Source organism: Armatimonadota bacterium (assembly GCA_031459855.1).
Classification (GTDB): domain Bacteria; phylum Sysuimicrobiota; class Sysuimicrobiia; order Sysuimicrobiales; family Humicultoraceae; genus Fervidifonticultor; species Fervidifonticultor primus.
In genome coordinates this window covers 2,939,729-2,961,300 of record JAVKHP010000001.1, presented here as the reverse complement: position 1 = coordinate 2,961,300, position 21,572 = coordinate 2,939,729, and the positions used below count along the sequence as shown (strand labels likewise).

22 protein-coding genes, 1 tRNA gene and 1 pseudogene are annotated in these 21,572 nt (G+C 70.9%); 14 read left to right on the top strand and 10 right to left on the bottom strand.

The window, feature by feature from the left end:
* The first annotated feature begins 138 nt into the window (after window positions 1-138).
* Window positions 139-214 (top strand) — tRNA-Ala (locus QN157_13675).
* A gap of 99 nt (window positions 215-313) precedes the next feature.
* Here QN157_13675 and QN157_13670 read toward each other — a convergent pair.
* The 7 genes and pseudogenes from QN157_13670 to QN157_13640 all read right to left on the bottom strand — a co-directional run bounded on the left by QN157_13670 (window position 314) and on the right by QN157_13640 (window position 4,880).
* Window positions 314-586, bottom strand: a complete 273-nt coding sequence (locus tag QN157_13670) for a hypothetical protein (GenBank protein ID MDR7556639.1) — start codon at window positions 584-586, stop codon at window positions 314-316.
* 23 nt (window positions 587-609) lie between these two features.
* Window positions 610-1,158, bottom strand: a complete 549-nt coding sequence (locus tag QN157_13665; GenBank protein ID MDR7556638.1) for a hypothetical protein — start codon at window positions 1,156-1,158, stop codon at window positions 610-612.
* A 96-nt stretch (window positions 1,159-1,254) separates the two neighbouring features.
* Window positions 1,255-3,042, bottom strand: coding sequence for an endo-1,4-beta-xylanase (locus QN157_13660; protein ID MDR7556637.1), 1,788 nt, complete (start codon window positions 3,040-3,042; stop codon window positions 1,255-1,257).
* A 17-nt stretch (window positions 3,043-3,059) separates the two neighbouring features.
* Entirely contained in the window at window positions 3,060-3,878 is an 819-nt protein-coding gene (locus tag QN157_13655; protein ID MDR7556636.1) for a fibronectin type III domain-containing protein, read from the bottom strand.
* Between the two features lie 14 nt (window positions 3,879-3,892).
* Window positions 3,893-4,132, bottom strand: coding sequence for a tetratricopeptide repeat protein (locus tag QN157_13650; GenBank protein ID MDR7556635.1), 240 nt, complete (start codon window positions 4,130-4,132; stop codon window positions 3,893-3,895).
* Between the two features lie 196 nt (window positions 4,133-4,328).
* Window positions 4,329-4,616, bottom strand: a pseudogene (locus QN157_13645) (OsmC family protein).
* Between the two features lie 18 nt (window positions 4,617-4,634).
* Window positions 4,635-4,880 (bottom strand): hypothetical protein, encoded by a 246-nt coding sequence (locus tag QN157_13640; GenBank protein MDR7556634.1) that lies wholly within the window; start codon window positions 4,878-4,880, stop codon window positions 4,635-4,637.
* A 583-nt stretch (window positions 4,881-5,463) separates the two neighbouring features.
* Here QN157_13640 and QN157_13635 point away from each other — a divergent pair.
* Window positions 5,464-6,303, top strand: a complete 840-nt coding sequence (locus QN157_13635) for a M23 family metallopeptidase (protein ID MDR7556633.1) — start codon at window positions 5,464-5,466, stop codon at window positions 6,301-6,303.
* A gap of 83 nt (window positions 6,304-6,386) precedes the next feature.
* On the opposite strand, the gene QN157_13630 is transcribed toward QN157_13635, so the two are convergent.
* Window positions 6,387-7,655: a glutamate-5-semialdehyde dehydrogenase gene (locus QN157_13630; GenBank protein ID MDR7556632.1), complete on the bottom strand. Its 1,269-nt coding sequence runs from the start codon at window positions 7,653-7,655 to the stop codon at window positions 6,387-6,389.
* A gap of 156 nt (window positions 7,656-7,811) precedes the next feature.
* Window positions 7,812-8,939 carry a glutamate 5-kinase gene (gene proB, locus QN157_13625; GenBank protein MDR7556631.1) on the bottom strand — a complete coding sequence of 376 codons (1,128 nt, stop codon included), beginning with the start codon at window positions 8,937-8,939 and terminating at the stop codon, window positions 7,812-7,814.
* 314 nt (window positions 8,940-9,253) lie between these two features.
* Here proB and QN157_13620 point away from each other — a divergent pair, with 314 nt between their 5' ends.
* The 8 genes from QN157_13620 (at window position 9,254) to queA (ending at window position 17,185) form a co-directional block, all read left to right on the top strand.
* On the top strand, window positions 9,254-11,488 hold the full coding sequence (locus QN157_13620; GenBank protein MDR7556630.1) for a penicillin-binding protein 1A: 2,235 nt from the start codon (window positions 9,254-9,256) through the stop codon (window positions 11,486-11,488).
* Between the two features lie 183 nt (window positions 11,489-11,671).
* Window positions 11,672-12,412, top strand: a complete 741-nt coding sequence (locus QN157_13615; protein ID MDR7556629.1) for a YebC/PmpR family DNA-binding transcriptional regulator — start codon at window positions 11,672-11,674, stop codon at window positions 12,410-12,412.
* A gap of 30 nt (window positions 12,413-12,442) precedes the next feature.
* On the top strand, window positions 12,443-12,985 hold the full coding sequence (locus tag QN157_13610) for a crossover junction endodeoxyribonuclease RuvC (protein MDR7556628.1): 543 nt from the start codon (window positions 12,443-12,445) through the stop codon (window positions 12,983-12,985).
* A gap of 4 nt (window positions 12,986-12,989) precedes the next feature.
* Window positions 12,990-13,607: a Holliday junction branch migration protein RuvA gene (gene ruvA / locus QN157_13605; protein MDR7556627.1), complete on the top strand. Its 618-nt coding sequence runs from the start codon at window positions 12,990-12,992 to the stop codon at window positions 13,605-13,607.
* Window positions 13,604-14,641, top strand: coding sequence for a Holliday junction branch migration DNA helicase RuvB (ruvB, locus tag QN157_13600; GenBank protein ID MDR7556626.1), 1,038 nt, complete (start codon window positions 13,604-13,606; stop codon window positions 14,639-14,641). The genes ruvA and ruvB overlap by 4 nt, the downstream gene beginning before the upstream one ends.
* Window positions 14,629-14,853 carry a DUF2905 family protein gene (locus QN157_13595; protein ID MDR7556625.1) on the top strand — a complete coding sequence of 75 codons (225 nt, stop codon included), beginning with the start codon at window positions 14,629-14,631 and terminating at the stop codon, window positions 14,851-14,853. The genes ruvB and QN157_13595 overlap by 13 nt, the downstream gene beginning before the upstream one ends.
* A 107-nt stretch (window positions 14,854-14,960) precedes the next feature.
* Window positions 14,961-16,151, top strand: a complete 1,191-nt coding sequence (locus QN157_13590; GenBank protein ID MDR7556624.1) for a SpoIID/LytB domain-containing protein — start codon at window positions 14,961-14,963, stop codon at window positions 16,149-16,151.
* A gap of 23 nt (window positions 16,152-16,174) precedes the next feature.
* The gene (gene queA / locus QN157_13585; GenBank protein ID MDR7556623.1) at window positions 16,175-17,185 is read left to right on the top strand and encodes a tRNA preQ1(34) S-adenosylmethionine ribosyltransferase-isomerase QueA; all 1,011 of its coding nucleotides are present in this window, start codon (window positions 16,175-16,177) and stop codon (window positions 17,183-17,185) included.
* Here queA and QN157_13580 read toward each other — a convergent pair whose 3' ends face one another.
* On the bottom strand, window positions 17,186-17,683 hold the full coding sequence (locus QN157_13580) for a hypothetical protein (protein MDR7556622.1): 498 nt from the start codon (window positions 17,681-17,683) through the stop codon (window positions 17,186-17,188).
* Between the two features lie 447 nt (window positions 17,684-18,130).
* Here QN157_13580 and QN157_13575 point away from each other — a divergent pair, with 447 nt between their 5' ends.
* The 4 genes from QN157_13575 to QN157_13560 all read left to right on the top strand — a co-directional run bounded on the left by QN157_13575 (window position 18,131) and on the right by QN157_13560 (window position 21,533).
* The gene (locus QN157_13575) at window positions 18,131-19,354 is read left to right on the top strand and encodes a Glu/Leu/Phe/Val dehydrogenase (GenBank protein ID MDR7556621.1); all 1,224 of its coding nucleotides are present in this window, start codon (window positions 18,131-18,133) and stop codon (window positions 19,352-19,354) included.
* Complete coding sequence (tgt, locus tag QN157_13570; GenBank protein ID MDR7556620.1) at window positions 19,354-20,460, top strand: tRNA guanosine(34) transglycosylase Tgt; 1,107 nt, start codon at window positions 19,354-19,356, stop codon at window positions 20,458-20,460. Before QN157_13575 ends, tgt begins: the two co-directional genes overlap by 1 nt.
* Window positions 20,461-20,553: 93 nt before the next feature.
* Entirely contained in the window at window positions 20,554-20,856 is a 303-nt protein-coding gene (gene yajC, locus QN157_13565) for a preprotein translocase subunit YajC (GenBank protein MDR7556619.1), read from the top strand.
* A complete protein-coding gene (locus QN157_13560) occupies window positions 20,856-21,533 on the top strand; it encodes an HD domain-containing protein (GenBank protein ID MDR7556618.1) in 678 nt (225 codons plus the stop codon). The genes yajC and QN157_13560 overlap by 1 nt, the downstream gene beginning before the upstream one ends.
* Window positions 21,534-21,572 lie beyond the last annotated feature (39 nt).

Here is a 21,572-nt window from a genome sequence, read left to right as displayed (position 1 = left end):
AGGGCACGGCACGGCGGCCGCGCACGGCACCGGTGGAGGCATGTCGCCACCGCGCAGCATGACACGCGCGCAGGATGCCAGCGTGGCGCCCCGCCCGTTGCGCCGCGTTGCGCCACTTCGTATAATGGGCCTGGTCGTGGGGACGTAGCTCAGCTGGGAGAGCACCTCGTTCGCAACGAGGGGGTCGGCGGTTCGAGTCCGCTCGTCTCCACCAGGCGTAGAGGTCGCAGGGACGCTGGTTTCAGCCGCCGTCCCTGCTGGCGTTTTCGAGGGCCTCAGCGGCTGTCTCAGACGGCGGAACGCTCTCTGAAACTCATGGGCATGCTCGCCTCACCGGATCGGCCGCAACGAACTCTGGGCCGTGGTGGAAGAAGTACTCAGAGCTATAGAATCCCTCAACCATCTGGAGAGCCAGTCTGCTCCGCCACCGTTCGAGAAGAGCCGAGAACTCCAATCGAAGCGCAGCATCCTGGTATCGGTAGGAAACCGTCCAATAGAACGTCCCGGGTGGCGTCACCTCTACCTGAAGGTCGTACACCCCGTTGTCATCGAGGTCGACGGCAAGGACGAACAGTCGTGTCTTCACCCGATCGAGCGGCGTGTGGCCTGTCAAGACCACGGAGGGCTTTCCATGTCCCCTCCAGTCCATCCGCAAGGTGTCAACCTGCTCTCGGCCACCCTCGGGCATGGTGGCCTCGCGGCTAGCCCGCCCAACCACCGCGTACCATTGCACCGGCGCTGAGCCGACCGCCTCTGCCGAGCCCTCACAGACGCAGTGGAGAGGGGGACCCCGATACCAATGCCTTCCTTCGTCTTGTACCTCATCAGCTCGGCGTTGGGGGTCGGATCAGTGTACCTGCGCCAGATCGCGATCGAGACGACCTTGCCTTCGTACGCGACGAACTGAAAGCCGGCGGTTCTCCAGAAGTAGGCCTTTGCCGCTCCGGGAAGCCTGTGATTGAACGGTGGGTCGATCCTGAAGCCGCTTCCAAATCGAGATGAGAACTCCTTCAGAAGATCCTGCTCGGAGATCCCCAGCCGCCACGGACCGAGGCGGCCATCGCCCACCAGGTACTTCCCCTCCTCTTGAGCCTGGATCCGGACGGCCCACCCAGCCGACAACGTGCAGACCAGAAGAAAGAGCGCGACGCCCCTCACCCCGCTTCACCTCCTGGCCCTGTGTCCAACTCCCTCTCGGCTCTTCCTGCGTCCCGTAGTGCCCAATCTTGTTTGAGGGTGAGTGAGTTACTGAAGTCAGCGTTTCATGAGTACATCCATCAGCGCGTTGTAGGCCGGCTTCGGTCGATATAACTCGTCGAATATCAGCGCGGAACCCGTGCCGGGAAAGAATTCAGGAATCCAGGAGTACTTGTCAGTGAAACCCCAGAGCACGAAAGATTTGCAATTCGGCGAAGACAAACAGATCTCCAGCATGGCGCGATAGATACAGGCTTGCGCCTGCAGTTTTTGCTCTGTTACGGGCAAGGGGATTCTCACGTCCATCTCCGAGATGTGGACCTCCACACCAAGCGCAGCAAGGCGACGGATGTTCGCCGCAACATCCTCTGGTGCCGGGTAATCATCCACACTAACGTGCATCTGCAGGCCCACCCCATGGACTGGCACTCCCCGGCGGAGAAGCCCTTGGATTAGCTCGTAGACCCCGTCCGATTTGACCCCAAGTCCTTCCCCGCCAGCTTCTTCATAAAAAAGTTGAGCTTCGGAGTCAGCTTCTTGCGCCCACCGAAATGCTAGCTCAAGGTACTCCGGCCCGATGCCGCGTCTCCAGATGTCGTTACGAAGGGTCCCATTGTGACGCAGGGCCTCGGCGACGACGTCCCAATATCGAACCCTACCTTTGTAGCGACTGACGACCGTCGTGATGTGTTCTTTCATGAGCGCGATCAGTTCATTCCGCGCGAGGTTCGCATGCACTACCCACGGTGGCAACGCCTGAAACCAGACGAGCACGTGACCCTTGACCTGCATCACGTTGTTCTCGGCAAAGCTCACCAGGGCGTCAGCTCGCCCGAAGTCGTACCGGTCCCTCTCGGGCCGCAGGGCACCGAGCTTCATGACACCCTCTGGTACCACGACGTTGAACTCCCGGGCCAGCACCTGCCTGTACGTTTCGTCGCGAGCCAGCGCTCGGTCATTTACTGCGGCTCCGATCAGAACTCCACGTGCCTGTGCCAAGGACCTCAGTGAAACTCCGGGCGGGAGTGCCGTTGGGGCGGGGCAGGAGGGAAGTGGCGGGGCGGTTGTTCGATGCGCCGTTCCTGAACCTGCAAGGTCAGCCTGCCGGCAGGATCGGTCCGTATTGCCGTCGCTGACACCGATGCCGATCACCTTGCGATCGGCCCGGTTGATCCGCACATGCAGACCGGGGTAATTCAGTGATACGATTGACACTTCGTGCACAACATCGGGAAGGCCCCAGGCACGGGCGATGAGTTCGTGAGTCTCCTTCCACTCCCAACGACTTCGCGGATTGCCAAGCAGGCGAACGACGTCAATCTCGGATGTGCCGATACCGATACCTTCCCTGGTCTTGTACTTCAGAGCTTCCTCGGAGGGTGCATCAGAAGCGAGCACGCGCACAAAGACTGCGATCACGGTTTCGTTGCTCTTGCATGCGTGGAACTCCCACTCGATGTTGGCTCGTTGTAGGTGGAAAACGTAGGCGTCGTAATAGGGTACGCCCTCCGCTGTCCGGCCTTCCCATCGGTAACTCGGTCGCCCTAACCCGTAGGCGCGAAGAGGCTTCCTGAGTTCCCACTTACCGACACGCCGGCCCGGTTCTATACGATAGTCGCTCTCCTGCGCGACGCTGCTTGGGATGGTGAGGAATCCGAGCAGCATGGCCACGAAGATGGCAAAGGAGAGACTTTTCAGCAGCCGGCCGTCACCTCTTCTCAGCCGACTCATCGCCATGTCTCCCACCTCTGATCGAAGCCTTCGGCTGGCGGTTTTCCCTTCGATCGACCGTAACCGCCATCCCGTGCAAGAGCGATCGTCAACGTGTTGCAGTTCGATCGCCACGATGGTCGTTCCAGACCTCAATTAAGAGTAGTGTCGGCGCGGTTTCCTGTTCGCAAACCGTCAGCCTGGAGATGTCTCGTTCGCAGGACACCGGCCGACGTGACTCTGAACCTCGGAGAGGTGCTCCACGAAACTCGTAGTTCGTCTGGAATCCGCGGAGGCGGCGTGATGGATGTGATGTCTGCCGTGATGGCCACCAGCTCGACGAGGTGTTCCAGCCCGGGTCGGAGGTTGAGGGCAGGGAACGTTACTGAGGTTCCTTTCGTGTACCAGCCAGTGACGCCGGTCCAGAACCCTCCTGTGTCAATCCTGGTCAGTAAGGCGTAGTAGGTGACCGCTTCCGGAACCACGGCCCACGAAACTCGGACCTCGGTCCTACCAGCGCTCTCGAGGGTGATGTCCCTGGGCCGTTGGAGTAGCTTCGTAGCGTCGACTGACGTACGCACACGGCGGGTCGTACCGTCGATTGCGGCCTCTACTACGTAGTCCCCGGTGACGGCGGCGACGCGGTCCATCCAGGAGAACCAGAACCAGTCGCCCGCGAGGCCGAACTGACGCGAGCGGAGTTCCAGAGGAGCCCCTTGGTTCCACGCGGACGGTCCGCGAACGGTGATGACGATCCCTCCCATCGGTGGTGGCTGCGTTTGGCGGAGAACGAACATGAACGCCGTGCCCGGCGGGCCGGTTTCCTTGGAATTCAGGGTCCCGATCACCGCCTCGAAGGGCGGAGGCGATTGTGCAGCCACATATCCTGTTACCTGAGCGGGGATGAGAAACATCAAGAGGATGCTCAGGAAGGCTCCGGCGCACGTCCGCCTCGACCAGATCATCTGCATCACCTCTCCGACGACTAGGAGCCTAGGGCGGCCAGCAGTTCGCCGAGCTTGAGGTAGGCCTCGACGAACCGTGGATCGGCGTCGATCGCCTTGCGATAGAGGTCGGTCGCTTTGTGCACGGCGCCTTCGGCATACGCCTGGCGGGCTTCTTCGAAGAGGTGCTGTGCCTGTGGAACGGTGGATTGCGCGAGGACTGGCCCGGCCGCTTGCGACGCCGCGGGAATCAGCAGCAGCAGTGCCGCTAGAGTCCGCATGGCAATTTCCTGGCCCACGGACCAGTTTTGTAGGGATAAATTCGAGAACGCCCTGGGACGTCCTCCTACCTCGGCCGATGCTCCCCGGGGGCTCCCTCTTCGCCGCCTTCAGGCTGTAGTGGAGGTACGGTTTCGTCCTCGGCCTGACGCTCCCCGGGGAATGCGCAAGGTGCCGCCCGTGGGTGCGCGTGTAGGGTCAGGGCGTCGACTCTGCCTCCATCAGCAACGCGCCGTTCAGCACGACCCGCGCCCGGAGCCTGACCGCACGCCGCAACGTGTTCAGGACGTAGCAGTGCCGCTCGGCTTCCTCCACCAGCGCCTGGATGCGCGCCGCAGGGTCCGGGCTCTCGAGGTGGACCTCGTAGCGAATCTCCTCGAAGCCGAGATTGGGGACGTCCGGTACCCGTCCGCCGCGCCGGTCCAGGTAGCCGCGGATGTGGAACTCCAGCTTCTCCAGGGTGAGCTCGCGCAGCGCCGCCACACGGGCGAACTGAACGCCCTCTCAGAACCCCAGCGACGCCAGGAAGTACTGGAGCGGGGACGGCCCCTGGTCCGTGCCCGCACGCTCGACGGGCTCGTCGCAGACGACGCGGTGCCCCTCGAGCGTCGCTTCGGAGCGCTGACCGTCCACCAGCGCGGTGGCGACCCGGATCACGCCGCGGGTCGTGGCGGGATCGGCGGTGGCGAACGCCGTGTAGGTCTTTGCGACGTACTCCTTGAGCTCGGGTGACAGCCTGATCGGTGCCATGGGTGCCTCCTCACGTGATCGTCGACCGCCGGCGCAGGTGCCGGGCCCACCCGGTTGCTGGGCGGTGCCTGTCACCGCTGGGACGCAGATCCTCGAGCGCCGGCGTGCGTGCGTGGTGCCACGGAGGTTCGCACCGGCGCCGGTGGCCCCCTGCTGCGTCTTGGCGGAGATGCGCGCCACCGTCGGTGACGTGCTGCCGAGCCTCTACGGATGAGCGTCAAACGTCGGTGGTTTCCTGCAAGGTCTCCTGGGAGGTGCCCGCCACCGTCGGTGGCTCCCTGCGGGGTCTCCAGGGAGGTGCGCGCCGACCGACGCGTCGGTGACGCCTGATCTCTTTGGCTGAGGTGTAGAGCCGGTCGCAGGATGCCCTGGGCGCGGGCCTACGCCGCCAGCAGGCCGCGGGCAGTCGGGCGGGGAACTTTCCTCCGGCGTGCGCGCGAGGGCTGCGGCCACCTGCTCAGCGGCGGAAATGGCCGTACTACCCTTGCACCCTGCTGCGCTGGTGAAGGTGCGAGGATTGCCCCCACAGCCAAGAGGCGGCGACCGCCGGACAAGAGCCGCGCAGCAATGGCCCCTGCGCCCCGTGACGGTCGTGGTCTTCCTCTGGGCGCTCGTCGTCGCCCCTGCCCTACCTGCGACCGGCCGACCGCTGCTCGAGGTCAGCGCGGCGGTCCTGGTGCAGGGGCAGACGGTGCGCGTGCGCCTGCACGCCACACCCTCGGTGCCGCCACTGCTCGAGGGCGGTGGCCGCCGCGTGCCGATGTTCGCCAACCGGGACGGGTATGAGGCGTTTCTGGGCACGAGCCCGCTCACGCCAACGGGACCGCTGACGCTGCGGGTCTCCCTGGACCGCGGCGGGCGGCGCGTCGTGCTGACCCGCACCGTGCGGGTCCGCGCCGGCACGTTCGGCGTCCGGCGGCTGCGCGTGCCGCCGCGGCTGCTGGACCCGGCGCTGGTGGCCCTGGAGCGGCGCAAGATCGCGGAGGCGACGGCGCGCCCGCTGCCCGCGCCCCAGTGGGACGGTCCCTTCCGCCTGCCCGTGGACGGCCCGGTGACGTCGAACTACGGCGTGCGCAGCGTCTACAACGGCGTGCCGGCGGGTTATCACCTGGGCGTGGACTTCCGCGCCGACGAGGGCACGCCGGTGGCCGCCGCGCAGCGCGGCGTGGTGACGCTGGCCGAGCCGCTGCCGCTGGGCGGGCAGACGGTCGTCGTCGACCACGGGGTTGGCGTCTTCACGACCTACCTGCACCTCTCGGCGATCACGGTGCGGGCCGGCCAGCCGGTGCGTGCGGGCGACCTCCTCGGGCGCGTGGGCAGCACCGGGCTCAGTACCGGCCCGCACCTGCACTGGAGCCTGCGCGTCCACGGCGTCCTCGTCGATCCGCTGGAGTGGACGACGGGGGTGCTGGCGCGGCGGTAGACGCCGCAGGCGGTCGGCGACCCTGAGGTGTCCCGAGGGCGACGGCGGGTCGGCGCTGCACGTCGAGCGCCAGCGCGCGCACCTCACTCCCGGATCTGGCCGCTGCCGAGCACCACCCACTTGAGCGAGGTCAGCTCCGCAGGCCCCATGGGCCCGCGGGGGCCGATGCGGTCTGTGCTGATGCCAATCTCGGCGCCCAGCCCGAACTCGCCGCCGTCGACCAGCCGTGTCGACGCGTTGACCAGCACCGCAGCGCTGTCCACGGCGGCCAGGAAGCGCTGCGCGCGCCGCTGGTCGCGGGTGACGATGGCGTCGGCGAGGCCGGTGCTGTAGCGCTGGATGTGGGCCAGCGCCTCCTCCAGACCGTCCACCACGCGCACGTTCAGGATGTAGTCGAGGTGCTCGGTCGCCCAGTCCTCGTCGGTGGCGGGACGCACGCGGGCGGCGGCCGGGTCCCCGGCGCGGGCGGCGATGGCGCGCGCCCGGTCGTCGGCCCGCACCTCGACCCCGGCTGCGGCCAGCGCCGCCAGGGCCTGTGGCAGGAAGGCCTCGGCCACCGGCGCGTCCACCAGCAGCGTCTCCAGCGCGTTGCACACGCTGGGCCGTTGTGCCTTGGCGTTGACGGTCAGGCGCACGGCCATCGCCAGGTCGGCGTCGCGGTCCACGAAGAGGTGGCAGACGCCCTTGAAGTGCTTCAGCACGGGCATGCGGGCGTGGGCGACGACCGTGCGGATCAGCCGTTCGCTGCCCCGGGGGATGCACAGGTCGATGCCGTCCGCCTGGAGCAGCGCGGTCACCACGTCGTGGTCGGAGTGGGCGATCACCTGCACGGCGCCGTCGGGCAGCCCGATGCCAGCCAGCAGGTCGCCCAGCACCGCGTTGGAGCGCGACGCCTCGCGGCCACCCCGCAGGATGGCCGCGTTGCCGGCCTTGAGGCACAGGACGGCCGCGTCGACGGTGACGTTGGGGCGCGCCTCGTAGATCATGAGGATGACGCCGATGGGCGTGCGCATGCGGCCCACGCGCATGCCGTTGGGCCGCTCGCGCATCTCGACGACCTCGCCCACCGGATCCGGCAGGGCCGCGACCGCCCGGACGCTGCGGGCCATGGCGGCGATGCGCTCGGGGGTCAGGCGCAGCCGGTCCACCAGCGCTGCCCGCTGCCCCGCGGCGATGGCGTCGGCCACGTCGGCGGCGTTGGCGTCCAGCAGTCGCGCGGCGTGGGCTTCCAGCAGGTCGGCCAGCCGCAGCAGCGCGGCGTCCTTGGCGGCGCGGGGCAGCACGCGCATCGCCGTCGCCGCTGCGCGCGCCCGCGCCACGATGGTGTCCACATGGGTGACGTCAACGACCACGAGTGCTCCTCCACGCCCGGGTGCCCGCGTGGCGCTCGCCATCGGTGTGGGCGCCCCGCGGGCGTTGGGGACCTGGACGAGCCGCGCGTGCGCGGGTCCGCCTGACGCCCCCGCCGGGGGCCACCCTGGCTGGCATCGGTACGCGCATGGCGACCATCACCCCGAGAGGACGAGGTTGTCCCGGTGGATGACCTCGATCCGCCCGCCGACCAGGTGGGCGACGTCGTGGCTGCGTCGGCCGCGGACCTGCTCGAGCACCGCCCGATCGTGCGCCACGATGCCCCGGGCGATCTCCCGTCCGCTGGGATCGAGCACCGCGACCAGGTCGCCGGCGCTGAAGGTACCGTGGACTTCGCGGATCCCCGAGGGCAGGAGGCTGCGCCCGCGCTCGCGCAGCGCCGCCGCCGCGCCCTCGTCGACCACGAGCCGGCCGCGGACGCGCGCACTGGCCACCAGCCATCGCTTCCGGCCCGCGACCGCGCGCGCTGCGGGCAGGAACCAGGTCCCCAACCGCTCGCCGGCCAGCACGCGTTCGAGCACCCGCGGCGTGCGGCCGTCGGCGACGACCACGGTGCACCCCGCAGCGGTGGCCAGGCGCGCGGCGGTCAGCTTGGTGGCCATCCCGCCGGTGCCGAGTGGCGACGGCGTCCGGCGCGCCAGCCGTTCGATCTCGGCCGTGATGGCCGTGACCTCGGGAATGCGGCGGGCCGTTGGATCCCGCCGGGGGTCGCCGGTGTAGAGGCCGTCCACGTCGGAGAGGATGCACAGCAGCTCGGCGCCCACCAGGATCGCCACCTGCGCCGACAGCGTGTCGTTGTCGCCGATGCGGATCTCCTCGGTGGCCACGGTGTCGTTCTCGTTGACGATGGGCACGATGCGCCGCCGCAGCAGCGCCGCCACCGTGTTGCGGGCGTTGAGGTACCGCCGCCGCACCGCCAGGTCGTCGGCGGTGAGCAGCACCTGGGCGACGGCGACGCCGGCGCGCCCGAAGTGGCGAGCGTACTCGCGCATCAGCACAGGCTGGCCCACCGCGGCCAGCGCCTGCCGCTCGGGCATGGACGCCGGCCGGGGCAGGCCCAGCACCCCTGCGCCGGTGGCGATGGCCCCGGAGGTGACGAGGAGCACCGGGCGCCCGGCGCGGTGCAGGCGGGCCAGCTGGTCGGTGATGGCTCGCAGCCGGTCGGGACGCGGCCCCAGGCCGTCGCCGCACAGCGTGGTGGTACCGACCTTCACGACGACCGGGCGACGGGACGGCTCCAGGGCGGCGCGGGCGGGCTCGGGCATCGACTCCTCTGACGACGTGCCGGAAATCGAGAGGACCGTAACACGCCGCCGCGCGCCGGTCAAGCGCGCTCTCGGGATGGCCGGGATGGCCCCGCATGCTCGTCACCCCGGTCCCGACGGAGGCACGAGGGGCCCGACGGAGGCACGAGGGGGTCCGACGGAGGCGAGAGGGGGAACGAGAGGGAAATATGCTAGAATAAATCGTCGCCCCGCGTTCGGCGGGGCCCAGGTGGTGCATGCCGCGTCCTGGCCGTTCCCGCCTCCGTGCTCGCCGTCCCGCCCGTGCCTGGCGCCTGTCCTGGACGGCTGTGCTCGTGGTGCTGGCACTGATCGGCGCCGTGGCGCTGGTCGGCGGCGGCGTGGCGCTGGGCGTGGCGGTGGCGGTCGGGCGCCAGGTCCACGACGTCTCCCGGCTCTACGCGCCGCCCAGTCAGACCACGCGCATCTACGCCGAGAACGGCGAGCTGATCGCCTCCCTGTACCGCGAGAACCGGCGCATCGTGCCGCTGGCCGCGATCCCCCTGACGCTGCAGCAGGCCGTGATCGCCATCGAGGACGAGCGGTTCTACGCCCACCGGGGCGTCGACCCGCGCGGCATCGCCCGGGCGGTGTGGCGCAACCTGCGGGAGGGGCAGGTGGTGGAGGGCGGGAGCACCATCACCCAGCAGCTGGCCCGCAACCTCTTCCTCAGCCAGGAGCGGGCCTTCTCCCGTAAGGTCGCCGAGATGCTGCTGGCCGTCGAGATCGAACGGCGTCTCACCAAGGACGAGATCCTGGAACGCTACCTCAACCTGGTCTACTTCGGGCAGGGCGCGTACGGCGTGGAGATGGCGGCCCAGGTCTACTTCGGGAAGTCGGCCCGGGACCTCACGCTGGCCGAGGCGGCCCTCCTGGCCGGCCTGATCCGTGCGCCGTCGGTCTACTCACCCTACCGCAACCTGGCGCTGGCCAGGGCGCGTCAGGCGCTGGTGCTGCAGCGCATGGTGCAGCTGGGCTACATCACCCCGGCGCAGGCCGCCGCGGCGCGCGCCGCGCCGATCCAGCTGGCGCCGGCGTCCAACGCCGGGCTCGTCGGCATCCGCGCGCCCTACTTCGTCTCGTTCATCCTCACCAGGCTGCTGGAGACCTACGGCGAGGACCTGGTCTACAAGGGCGGACTGCAGGTGTACACCACGCTCGATCCCCGCCTCCAGGCCCTGGCCGAGCAGGCCGTGCGCCGCGGCCTGGAGGCCGCGGCGCGGCGGCGCCTGAACGCCACGCAGGCAGCCCTGGTCGCCCTCGATCCGCGCACCGGCGCGATCCGCGCCATGATCGGGGGCGCCGACTTCGCCCGCTCGCAGTTCAACCGCGCCTGGCAGGCGCGCCGCCAGCCGGGGTCGGCGTTCAAAGTTTTCGTGTACACCACGGCCATCGCCCGCGGGATCCCCCCCACTCGCATCCTGGAGGACGCCCCCGTCACCTACCGCATCCCCGGTGCCCCGCCGTGGACTCCGAAGAACTACGACGGGAAGTTCTCCGGGCCGGTGACGCTGCGCCGGGCGCTGGAGCAGTCGATCAACGTGCCTGCCGCGCGCATGATCGCCGAACTGGGACCCGCCGCGGTGGTGGAGACCGCCCGGAAGATGGGGATCGAGAGCCGGCTTGAGCCGGTGCTCTCGCTTGCCCTGGGGTCGGCCGACGTCACGCCCCTGGAGATGAGCGCGGCGTTCGCCGCGCTGGCGAACGGCGGATTGCGGGTGCACCCGCTGGCGATCCTGAAGGTCACCGACGCCCGCGGCAAGGTGCTGGAAGAGCACCGGCCGCGCCGCGAGCTGGCCCTGGAGCCCGACGTGGCGTACGTGATGACCGACCTCCTCAAGGGCGTCATCGAACGGGGCACCGGCCGCGCCGCGGCCATCGGCCGTCCCGCGGCGGGCAAGACCGGCACGACCGACGACTACCGCAACGCCTGGTTCGTCGGGTACACCCCCTACCTGTCCACCGCGGTCTGGGTCGGCAACGACGACAACACCCCCATGCGGCGGGTCGTGGGCGGGGGCCTGCCGGCCGAGATCTGGGCGGCGTTCATGAAGCCGGCGACGCAGCCCCATCCGCCCGACGACTGGACGCCGCCCGAGGGCGTGGTGGTGACGACGGTGTGCGCGGGTTCGTGGCAGCTGGCCACCCCGGCGTGCCCGCACCCGCGCCGCGAGGTTTTCACCCGGGCGTCCGCGCCGTCGCACAGCGAGCCACCGCCGGAGCAGCCCGGCGCCGAGGCCGCGCCGCTGGTCGTCCTCCAGCCGCGCGAGGGCGAGCCCCTGACTCCGCCCTTCGTCATCGCCGGCACGTCGGCGCCCGGCGCCATGGTGACCATCGCGGTGGCGGCGCGGACCGACGGCGGTCTGCAGAAGCTCGTGGAAGTGTCCATGCAGACCGACGCCGCCGGTCGGTTCAGCTACGAGTTCACGCCCGCCGTCCGTTCCCCCGGCACGCGCTACGTCGTCACCGTCTCGGCCCTGGCCCTCTCCGGCGCGCGCGCGTCCCGCTCGGTGCTGGTCGGCCTTCCCTGAGCGGCGCGCTGCGCGCCATTCGGGTCCACGGCAGCGCGGCCGTGGCGGCGTCCCGGCGCCGTCCCGGGCCCGGACCGGCAGCGGCGTGCGCCCGCGGGCCGGCCGTGCGTCCATCGGGGAGGATGCGGTAGCATAGAGAGCGGAACGGGCTGTCGGTCATCCCGGCGGCGGAGGTGGGAGTCCATGTCCGGCCATTCCAAGTGGCACAACATCCGCATCAAGAAGCAGAAGATGGACCTGGTGCGCGGCAAGCTGTTCAGCAAGATCTCGCGGGAGATCAGCGTGGCGGCCAAGGAAGGCGGGAGCAACCCCGAGGCCAACGCGCGGTTGCGCGCCGCCATCGAACGCGCCCGCGACGCGGGCATGCCCAACGACAACATCCAGCGGGCGATCCAGCGTGGTGCCGGCGAGCTGGCCGGGACCCACTACGAGACCGTCTACTACGAGGGCTTCGCGCCCGGGGGTGTGGCGGTGCTGGTGGAGGCCCTCACCGACAACCGCAACCGGACCGCCGGCGAGGTCCGCGCGGTCTTCAGCCGCCACGGCGGCAACCTGGGTGGGTCGGTGGCGTGGATGTTCGAGCGGCACGGCACCGTGGTCGTCGCGCGCAACGGCCTCACCGAGGACGACGTGCTGCTGGCCGCCATGGAGGTCGGCGGGGAAGACGTGCGCGCCACCGACGAGGGGTTCGAGATCATCACCCGGCCCGAGGAGACGTTCCGCGTGAAGCAGGCGCTGGCCGAGCGCGGCCTGGCGGTGACGGCTGCCGAGATCCGCATGACGCCCAAGACCACGGTGCGGGTGGAGGGCAAGGACGCCCAGGCGGTACTGCGCCTGCTGGAGGCGCTGGAGGACCTGGACGACGTCCAGCACGTGTACGCCAACTTCGACATCCCGGACGAGATCCTGCAGCAGGTAGGTTGACGGGCGTGTCGTAGCCTCCCTGCGGACCCGATGACGCTGGCGCCGCCGCTCCGTCGCACCTTCGTCGCCGTTGCGCCATTTTCGTCCCACGGCGGCGTCGTCCTGGGGTGCGACCCCGGCCTGCGGGCCACCGGCTACGCGGCGCTGCGGGCCGAGGCGGGCCAGCCGGTGGTGGTGGAGACGGGCGTGCTGGCCACCGCAGGACGCGACCTGGGCGCCCGGCTGCTCCAGCTCCACCGCGACGTCGAGGCGCTGCTGCGCGACCTGCGCCCCGAGCTCCTCGTGCTCGAGGACGTTTTCGCGCACGCGCGGTTCCCGCGGACGGCCGTCGTGCTCGGGCACGTCCGTGGCGTGCTCTGCGCCGCCGCGGCGGCGGCGGGAGTCCGCACGGTGGCCCTGGCGCCGGCCGCCGTCAAGTACGCCGTGACGGGCTCGGGACGGGCGAGCAAGGCGCAGGTGCAGACCGCACTGCGCCGCCTGCTGCGGGTGGGCGCGATCCGCAACGGCCACGCGGCCGACGCGCTGGCCCTGGCGTACACAGGACTGCTGCGGCTCGGGGCGATCCGCGGATGAGCCGATGATCGGGTACCTGCGCGGCCGCGTGCGCCGCCGGCGCGACGGGACGATCCTGGTCGACGCCGGCGGGGTGGGCTACGAGGTGGCCCTGCCCCCGGTGGTGGAGGCCCAGCTGCCCGCGGGCGACGACGTCGAGGTGGAGCTCTTCGTGTCCTACCAGGCCACGCCCAACCAGCCCAGGCCCGTACTGGTCGGGTTCCTGCGGGAAGTCGAGCAGGAGTTCTTCGAGCGCTTCCTGACCGTCGAGGGACTGGGGCCGACCAAGGCCGTGCGCGCCATGGTCCGGCCGGTGCACGAGATCGCCGATGCCATCGAGCGCCGCGACGTGGCCTTCCTGCGGCGGCTGCCCGGCATCGGCAGCCGCACGGCGGAGAAGGTGGTGGCGGCGCTGCACGGGAAAATGGGGAAGTACGCCCTGTTGCGGGAGGAGGTCCCGCCGCAGCCGGCGCCGGCCGACTTCAAGGAGGAGGTCGTCCAGGTGCTGACGCGCCAGCTCGGGCACCGCCTGGCGGAGGCCCGCCGCATGGTGAACGAAGCGCTCCGCCGGGCGCCCCACCTCGACTCGGCCGAGGCCCTGTTCCAGGAAGTCTACCGGCTCCAGCGGGAGGCGACGGCGTGACGCGACACCGGCTCGACCCGCAGAGCGTCGAGGAGGAGCAGGTGCTCCGCAGCCTGCGCCCGCAGACCCTGGACGAGTGCATCGGCCAGCAGCGCGTCATCGAGGGCCTGCGCATCAGCATCGAGGCGGCCCGGGCCCGGGGCGAGGCGGTCGACCACGTCCTGCTCCACGGCCCGCCCGGGCTGGGCAAGACCACGCTGGCAGGGGTCATCGCCCACGAGATGGGGGCCGAGCTCGTGACCACCAGCGGGCCGGCGCTCGAGCGCGGGGGCGACCTGATGGGCATCCTGACCAACCTCAACGCCGGCGACGTGCTCTTCATCGACGAGATCCACCGCCTGTCCCGCAGCGTGGAGGAGCTGCTCTACCCGGCCATGGAGGACTTCTGCGTGAACTTCGTGCTCGACCGCGGCCAGCACGCCCGCACGCTGCGCTACCGGCTGCGGCCGTTCACGCTGATCGGGGCCACCACCCGGGCGGGGCTGCTCTCGTCGCCGTTGCGCGAGCGCTTTGGGATCCTCCACCACCTGGACTTCTTCGCGGTGGACGAGCTCACGCGCATCGTGCAGCGGTCGGCACAGATCCTCCAGGTGCCGATCGAGCCCGACGGCGCCGTGGAGATCGCCCGGCGGTCGCGGGGCACGCCCCGGATCGCCAACCGGTTGCTGCGGCGCGTGCGTGACTTCGCCCAGGTGCGCGCCGGGGGCGTCATCACCCTGGCGGTCGCGCGCGAGGCGCTGGAGTTCGAGGGCGTCGACCACCTGGGGCTCGATGCCCTGGACCGCGAACTGCTGCGCACCCTGATCCAGACCTACCAGGGTGGGCCCGCCGGGATCGAGGCCCTGGCAGCCTCCCTGCACGAGGACGTCGAGACGCTGGAGGAGGTGGTGGAACCCTTCCTGCTCAAGGCCGGGTTGATCGTGCGCACGCCCAGTGGCCGCCGCGCCACCGCGGCAGCGTACGCGCACCTCGGCCTGGAGCCGCCCGAGGCCCTGCGGACCTCGGGCCAGCAGGGGAGCCTATGGACGAGCTGACCCCGTTCGCCTCGCTGGGCCGCGTGCTGGTGGTCGTGGGCGTGGTACTGGTGGTGGCCGGGCTGGCGTTCACGCTGCTGCCGCGCCTGCCAAGGGTCCCGGGCGACATCGTCATCCAGCGGCCCCACCTCACCGTCTACGTGCCCATTGGCACCATGATCCTGGTCAGCGTGCTGCTGACGGTGCTGCTCAACCTGCTCTTCCGCCGGTAGCGCCTCAGCCCATGCCGGCTGTGCGCCGTCGTCTCTCTGGTCGGTGGTGGGGGCATCCGCGCGCGCGGCGGGCCACCGCGCGCCGTCGCGCGTCCCCTGGCGTGTGGGTGCGCCGGATCATCGATGCGCTGAACATCGCTGTGCCCGGCCGGGCGTCTCCCGGCGTCTGGATGTGCCTGGCGCTGGTCGTCGCGGCAAGCGCAGGTGGTCTTGCGGAGGGACCGGCTGCGGCGCAGCCCGCCAGCGGCACGGTCGTCCGGGTGGGGTTGCTGCCTGCCGTGGACGCGGCGACGATCGGCGCCGAGGGGCCGTTCGACATCGTTGAGCTGCCCACCGGTCGGCGCGAGACGGCAGAAGGCGGCCGCGTGCAGACACGAGCCGTCGCCCAGGGCATCGACCTGGGCGGGGTGGTCTACGCCGCCCCGGTGCGGCTGGTCCCCCGCAGCGGCTTCTTGCAGGTCAACGGGCGGCCGTACCGGGGCGTGCTGGAGCTGCGCCGCGCCCTCCAGGGCGGGCTGGCCGTGATCAACGAGGTCGACCTGGAAGAGTACCTGTACGGCGTGGTTCGCAGCGAGATGGATCCGCGCTGGCCGCCGGCCGCGCTGCGCGCGCAGGCGATCGCCGCCCGGTCGCTGGCCCTCTACTGGGCGGGGCGCTTCGCCGCCGAGGGCTACGACGTGCGGGCCACCACCGACTCGCAGGTCTACGGCGGCGTGGCGGCTGAGGACCCGCGCACGACGGCGGCGGTGGACGCGACGCGCGGCCTGGTGATGCTGTACGAGGGACGCCCGGTGTTCGCCGCCTACCACAGCGACTCGGGCGGCGCCACCGAGAGCAGCGAGTACGTGTGGGGCACGGCGCAGCCCTACCTGCGGGGCGTGCCCGATCCGTACGCGCAGGAGTCGCCGACCTCCCGCTGGACGGTGCGTGCGGACCTGGGCGCCCTCGAAGCGCGGCTCCAGCGCGCGGGCAAGACGGTGGCGGGGTTGCAGCGGATCGAGGTGGCGGCGACGAGCCCGTCGGGCCGCGCGCTGCTGGTCCGTCTGCACGCCGCGACCGGGGCCACGGACGTGCGCGGTGTCGACTTCCGCGCGCTCCTGGGGGTTGGCGTGCTGCGCAGCACGCTGTTCACCGTGCAGCCGGCGGGTGATGGCGTCGTGGAGTTCAGCGGCCGCGGCGCCGGGCACGGGGTGGGCATGAGCCAGTGGGGCGCGCGCGGCCAGGCTCTCCAGGGCCGCGACTACCCGGACATCCTGCGGTACTACTACACCGGCGTGACCATCGGGACCGTGCCCTGACGGTCTCGCAGCGCCCGCGCGGTATGCGACTGGAGGAGTTCGACTACGCGCTGCCGCCGGAGCTGATCGCGCAACGCCCGGCGGTGCCCCGTGACGCAGCGCGCTTGCTGGTCGTCGACCGCGCCACCGGGGCCCTGGCCCACCGGACGTTCTGCGAGATCGGCGACTACCTGCGTGCGGGCGACGTGCTGGTGGTCAACGACACCCGTGTGCTCCCGGCCCGGCTGCGCGGCCACCGGCCCACGGGTGGGGCCGTGGAGTTGCTGTTGCTGCGTCCCACTGCAGACCACGCCGCGTGGGAAGCGCTGGTGCGACCGGGCCGGCGGCTCCCGCCGGGGTCGGTGGTGCACGTCGGCGGGCACCCGGTCGTCGTGGGCGAGCGGCTGCCCGATGGCCGGCGCCTGGTGCGCGCGGCCGCCGGTGACGACCTGGCCGCGCTGATGCGGCGGTACGGCGAGCCGCCCCTGCCGCCGTACATCCACCAGCCGCTGGTGTCCCCGGAGGAATACCAGACGGTGTACGCGCGCGCCGACGGAGCGGTGGCCGCACCCACCGCCGGCCTGCACTTCACGCCGGCGCTGCTGGCAAGCCTGCAGGCGCAGGGGATCGCGGTGGTGGCACTCACCCTGCACATCGGCCTGGGGACGTTCCAGCGGGTCGCCGCCGCCGACGTGGCGAGCCACCGGATGCACCCGGAGTACTACACGCTGTCCCCCGCTGCCGCCTCGGCCATCAACGGACGCCGGGGCCGGCTCGTGGCCGTGGGCACGTCCACGGTGCGGGCGCTGGAGACCGCGGTCGACACCGATGGCCAGGTGCGGCCGGGTGAGGGCTGGACCGAGCTGTTCATCGCGCCGGGGCACCGGTTCAGAGCCGTGGAGGCCCTCGTCACCAACTTCCACCTGCCGCGCACGACCCTGCTCATGCTGGTGTGCGCGTTCGCCGGGCGCGAGGTGATCCTCCGCGCGTACGACGAGGCGATCCGCGCCCGCTACCGGTTCTACTCGTTCGGCGACGCGATGCTGATCGTCTGACTAGGCCGGCCGCACGCGGGTCCACCCGCGCGCGGCGGGCTGCCACTCCTTGAGCGGCCGTCCGAGGTAGTCGCGCTCGCTGATCGTGTAGCCCGCGGCTTCCAGGCGCCGGCACGCCTCGGCGTAGTAGCGGTAGTCGAGCTGCCAGACGCCGCCCCGCAGGGGGTTCTGGTACGCGCCCAGTCCGCCGAGCAACTTCTTGATGTTGTCGTCCTCGGTAGCCGCGGCCCGCAGCTCGACGCTGTGGTTGACCGTGCCGAGGGCCTCGATCGTCGCGGTCTTGGGCGGGGCGCCGGGCCGGCCTCCGGGGTTCAGCGAGGAGACGGGGACCTCGACGGTGGCCGCCGGTGCCGCCGCGGTGGTCGGCTGGCCGCCCGCTGCCGCGGCCCGGGCCGCCTTCATCGCCTCGACCTTGGCCCGCAGGGCGGCGATCTTCTCCTCGCGCGACGGTGCGGTGCCTGACGCCGGCTGCTGCGGGGAAGCTGGCTGCTCGGCCATGCGGCCCTCCTTCGGCATGGGGTCGTTCGTCGCCATTGTAGCGACGAGGCCGGTACCCGACAACGGGATGTCAGGGTGTTTCGGATCCATCTGAACCCGGGCACGGGACAGGGCCTCCAGGCGGCCGACCAGCACCGCACCCGGCAGCCAGCCACGGGAGACACAGGACGATGGGACGGGGCATCCCGCTGGTGCACGCCGCCGTCCCGGCGCACCCGGGCGACCACCACGGAACCGCCGCGGGCGTGTCGAATAGGTCCGTGTCGAATAGTCACCGAGGGCGACGTCGGTGGTCTGCGTTTCTGCGGGCATGTGCGACGTGCGGACCACCGACGGCGCACGCTGGGCGCTGCGGACGCGTGTGCGCGCTCGCGATAGCGGAGGACGCTCGTGCCGATCGACGCAGACCCCGTGACGGTCGCAGCGGCTGTCGACGATCCGTGGGCGATGGCGCTGCGCCAGTTCGTGCAGGTTGCGCAGCGCCTGGGCCTGAAGCGGGGCATCCAGCAGTACCTGATGGTGCCGGAGCGGGAGCTGACGGTCACCTTCCCCGTGAAGATGGACGATGGGTCGGTGCGGGTCTTTGTGGGATACCGCGTGCACCACAGCCTGGTGCTCGGCCCCACCAAGGGGGGCATCCGGTACCATCCCGCGGTGTCCCTCAACGAGGTACGGGCCCTGGCCATGTGGATGACGTGGAAGTGCTCGCTCATGAACCTGCCCTACGGCGGAGCGAAGGGCGGCGTCGTCGTCGACCCGCACACCCTGTCGCGCGGGGAGCTCGAGCGCCTGACCCGACGGTACGCGGCCGAGATCTCGGTCGTCATGCATCCCCACGGCGACATCCCGGCGCCCGACGTCGGCACCAACGCCCAGGTGATGGCGTGGATCATGGACACCTACAGCATGCACCGCGGCCACTCGATCCCCGCCGTGGTCACCGGCAAGCCGGTGGTCATCGGCGGGTCGGTGGGGCGCGCGGAGGCCACCGGCCGCGGGGTGATGCTCGTCGCCCGGGAGGCCGCGCGCCTGTTCGGCCTCCCCTGGGAGGGCGCCACGGTCGCGGTGCAGGGGTTCGGGAACGTTGGATCGGTGGCCGCGCGCCTGCTGCAGGAGGCGGGCTGTCGCGTGGTAGCCGTCAGCGACGTCCGGGGCGGCATCTACGCCGACCGCGGACTCGACATCGCCGCGGTGGCACAGCACGCGGCGGCCACGGGCTCGGTGGTGGGCTTCCCCGGCGCGGCGTCCATCAGCAACGCCGAGTTGCTGGAGCTGCCGGTGACGATCCTGGTGCCCGCCGCGCTGGAAGGGCAGATCACCGCGGCCAACGCCGGCCGCGTTCGCGCGCGCATGATCGTCGAGGGCGCCAACGGCCCCACGACGCCCGAGGCCGACGCGGTGCTGGCCCGTAACGGCGTCGTGGTGGTGCCCGACATCCTCGCCAACGCCGGAGGCGTGGTCGTCTCGTACTTCGAGTGGGTCCAGGACCTCCAGGCGTTCTTCTGGGACGAGGCCGAGATCAACCGACGGCTGGAGCGGCTGATGGTGCAGGCCCTGCACCAGGTCGTCGCGACCGCCCGCGCCAGCGGCCTGGACCTGCGGCAGGCCGCGCTGCAGCGGGCGGTCCAGCGCGTCGCCGACGCCCTGGCGGTGCGCGGCATCTACCCGTGATGGTCTTCGAGGTGCTGCACGAGCCCCGTCCCGGCGGGCCGCGGCTGGGACGCCTGCACACGGCCCACGGCGCCGTGGACACGCCGGCCTTCATGCCGGTGGGCACCAACGGCACGGTCAAGGCCCTGACGCCCGAGGAAGTGGCCGAGGCGGGCGCCCAGATGATCCTGGCCAACGCCTTCCACCTCTACCTGCGTCCCGGCGTCGCCGTGGTCGAGCGCGCCGGCGGCCTCCACGCCTTCATGGGGTGGCCGGGGCCGATCCTCACCGACAGCGGCGGCTACCAGGTGTTCAGCCTGGCCCGCATGCGGCGTGTGGACGACGATGGCGTGACGTTCCAGTCGCCCATCGACGGGAGCACGCACCGCTTCACGCCCGAGCTGGTCGTGGAGATCCAGCAGCGGCTGGGCGCGGACGTGCTCATGCCCCTGGACCACCTGCTGGGCTACCCTGCGCCGCCTGGCGAGGACCGCGCGGCCCTGGAGCGCACCCTGCGCTGGGCCGAGCGGTCCCGGGCCCATCACGCGGGTGCGGGGCTGCTGTTTGGCATCGTCCAGGGAGCGTTCAGCCCGGCGCTGCGGGTCGAGGCCGCGCGCCGGCTGGCCGCCCTGGACTTCCCCGGGTACGCCATCGGGGGGCTGTCCGTCGGCGAACCGGCCGACCTGATGTACGAGCTGCTGGAGGCCACGGTGGCCGCGCTGCCGGCGGCGCGGCCGCGCTACCTCATGGGTGTGGGCTCCGTGCCCGCCCTGCTGGCGGGGATTGCGCGGGGCGTCGACCTCTTCGACTGCGCGCTGCCCACCCGGGTGGCCCGCACCGGCGTGGTCTTCACGGCGACCGGCCGCCTCAACCTGCGCAACGCGGCCTTCCGCACGGACCTGGCGCCGCCGGATCCCGACTGCCCTTGCCGGGTCTGCGCCCGCACCACCCGCGCGTACCTGCGGCACCTGTTTGCGGCCGACGAGATGCTGGGGCCCCGGCTCGCCACGTACCACAACGTCTTCTTCCTCCAGCGGCTCGTGGGGCAGGCCCGGGCGGCCATCGCGGCGGGCACGTACGCCTCCTGGCAGGCGGCGGTGCTGGCGCGCTATCGGAGCGCCTGGTAGACGGGCTCAGCCGCCGGGGCGGGCAGGAGACGGCCGGCCCGACGGGTAAACTCTGTGCGCCGGACGCAGCCATTGCGACCATGAGGAGGACCGATGCCGCCACTGTTGCAGACCCAGCAGTCGCAGATCCCGCTGATCGCCATCTACGTCCTGTTCTTCGCGCTGATCTACCTGCTGATGATCCGGCCGCAGCGGGTGCAGCAGCGCAAGCGGCGTGAGATGCTGAACGCCCTGAAGCGGGGCGACCGCGTGGTCACCATCGGCGGGCTGCACGCGACGATCGCCGACATCAAGGACGACGTCCTGACCCTGGACCTGGCGCCCAACGTGCGGGTGAAGGCGGACCGCGGCGCGGTGAGCTACGTGCGGTCGCGCAGCGAGAAGGCCGAGGAGTGATGGGCGCGGCGACTCCCGGGCCCACCCTCGACGACGTCAAGCGGGACCCCGAGGTCGAGGCGTTCATCCAGAAGGCCAACGAGTCCCTGGGGGTCATCGGGTACACGGAGCACGGTGGCCGCCACGCCACCCTCACGGCGAACATCGCGGCCAACGTCTTGCGCCGCCTGGGCCACGACGAGCGCACGGTGCAGCTGGCGGCCATTGCCGCCTACCTCCACGACATCGGCAACCTGGTCAGCCGGCAGAACCACGAGCACACGGGCGCCGTGCTGGCCGACCGGATCCTGCAGCGGCTGGGCATGCCCGCCGACGAGCGGGCCGTGGTCATGGGCGCCATCGGCAACCACGAGGAGGCCCATGGGGAGCCGATCAGCGCCGTGGGCGCGGCGGTGATCCTGGCCGACAAGTCCGACGTGCACCGCACCCGCGTGCGCAACCCCGAGCCCCAGACCTTCGACATCCACGACCGGGTCAACTACGCCGTGCAGCACTCCTTCCTGCGGGTGGACGAGAAGAGCAAGACGGTGACGCTGGAGCTGACGATCGATACGGCCATCTCCCAGGTGATGGAGTACTTCGAGATCTTCCTGGGGCGGATGCTCATGTGCCGGCGCGCCGCCGCCTTCCTGGGCTGCGACTTCAAGCTGGTGATCAACGGCTCGAAGCTGCTCTGAGTCCGGGTGCCGTCTTCGGGAATCCCACTGGCGCGTCGG

Excerpts from the sequence above, each read along its gene's own strand:
- QN157_13655 (MDR7556636.1), bottom strand. The coding sequence starts at position 3,878 with ATGCAGATGATCTGGTCGAGGCGGACGTGCGCCGGAGCCTTCCTGAGC.
- QN157_13650 (MDR7556635.1), bottom strand. The coding sequence starts at position 4,132 with ATGCGGACTCTAGCGGCACTGCTGCTGCTGATTCCCGCGGCGTCGCAA.
- QN157_13640 (MDR7556634.1), bottom strand. The coding sequence starts at position 4,880 with ATGGCACCGATCAGGCTGTCACCCGAGCTCAAGGAGTACGTCGCAAAG.
- proB (MDR7556631.1), bottom strand. The coding sequence starts at position 8,939 with ATGCCCGAGCCCGCCCGCGCCGCCCTGGAGCCGTCCCGTCGCCCGGTC.
- QN157_13615 (MDR7556629.1), top strand. The coding sequence starts at position 11,672 with ATGTCCGGCCATTCCAAGTGGCACAACATCCGCATCAAGAAGCAGAAG.
- QN157_13610 (MDR7556628.1), top strand. The coding sequence starts at position 12,443 with ATGACGCTGGCGCCGCCGCTCCGTCGCACCTTCGTCGCCGTTGCGCCA.
- ruvA (MDR7556627.1), top strand. The coding sequence starts at position 12,990 with ATGATCGGGTACCTGCGCGGCCGCGTGCGCCGCCGGCGCGACGGGACG.
- QN157_13595 (MDR7556625.1), top strand. The coding sequence starts at position 14,629 with ATGGACGAGCTGACCCCGTTCGCCTCGCTGGGCCGCGTGCTGGTGGTC.
- queA (MDR7556623.1), top strand. The coding sequence starts at position 16,175 with ATGCGACTGGAGGAGTTCGACTACGCGCTGCCGCCGGAGCTGATCGCG.
- QN157_13580 (MDR7556622.1), bottom strand. The coding sequence starts at position 17,683 with ATGGCCGAGCAGCCAGCTTCCCCGCAGCAGCCGGCGTCAGGCACCGCA.
- QN157_13575 (MDR7556621.1), top strand. The coding sequence starts at position 18,131 with ATGGCGCTGCGCCAGTTCGTGCAGGTTGCGCAGCGCCTGGGCCTGAAG.
- tgt (MDR7556620.1), top strand. The coding sequence starts at position 19,354 with ATGGTCTTCGAGGTGCTGCACGAGCCCCGTCCCGGCGGGCCGCGGCTG.
- yajC (MDR7556619.1), top strand. The coding sequence starts at position 20,554 with ATGCCGCCACTGTTGCAGACCCAGCAGTCGCAGATCCCGCTGATCGCC.
- QN157_13560 (MDR7556618.1), top strand. The coding sequence starts at position 20,856 with ATGGGCGCGGCGACTCCCGGGCCCACCCTCGACGACGTCAAGCGGGAC.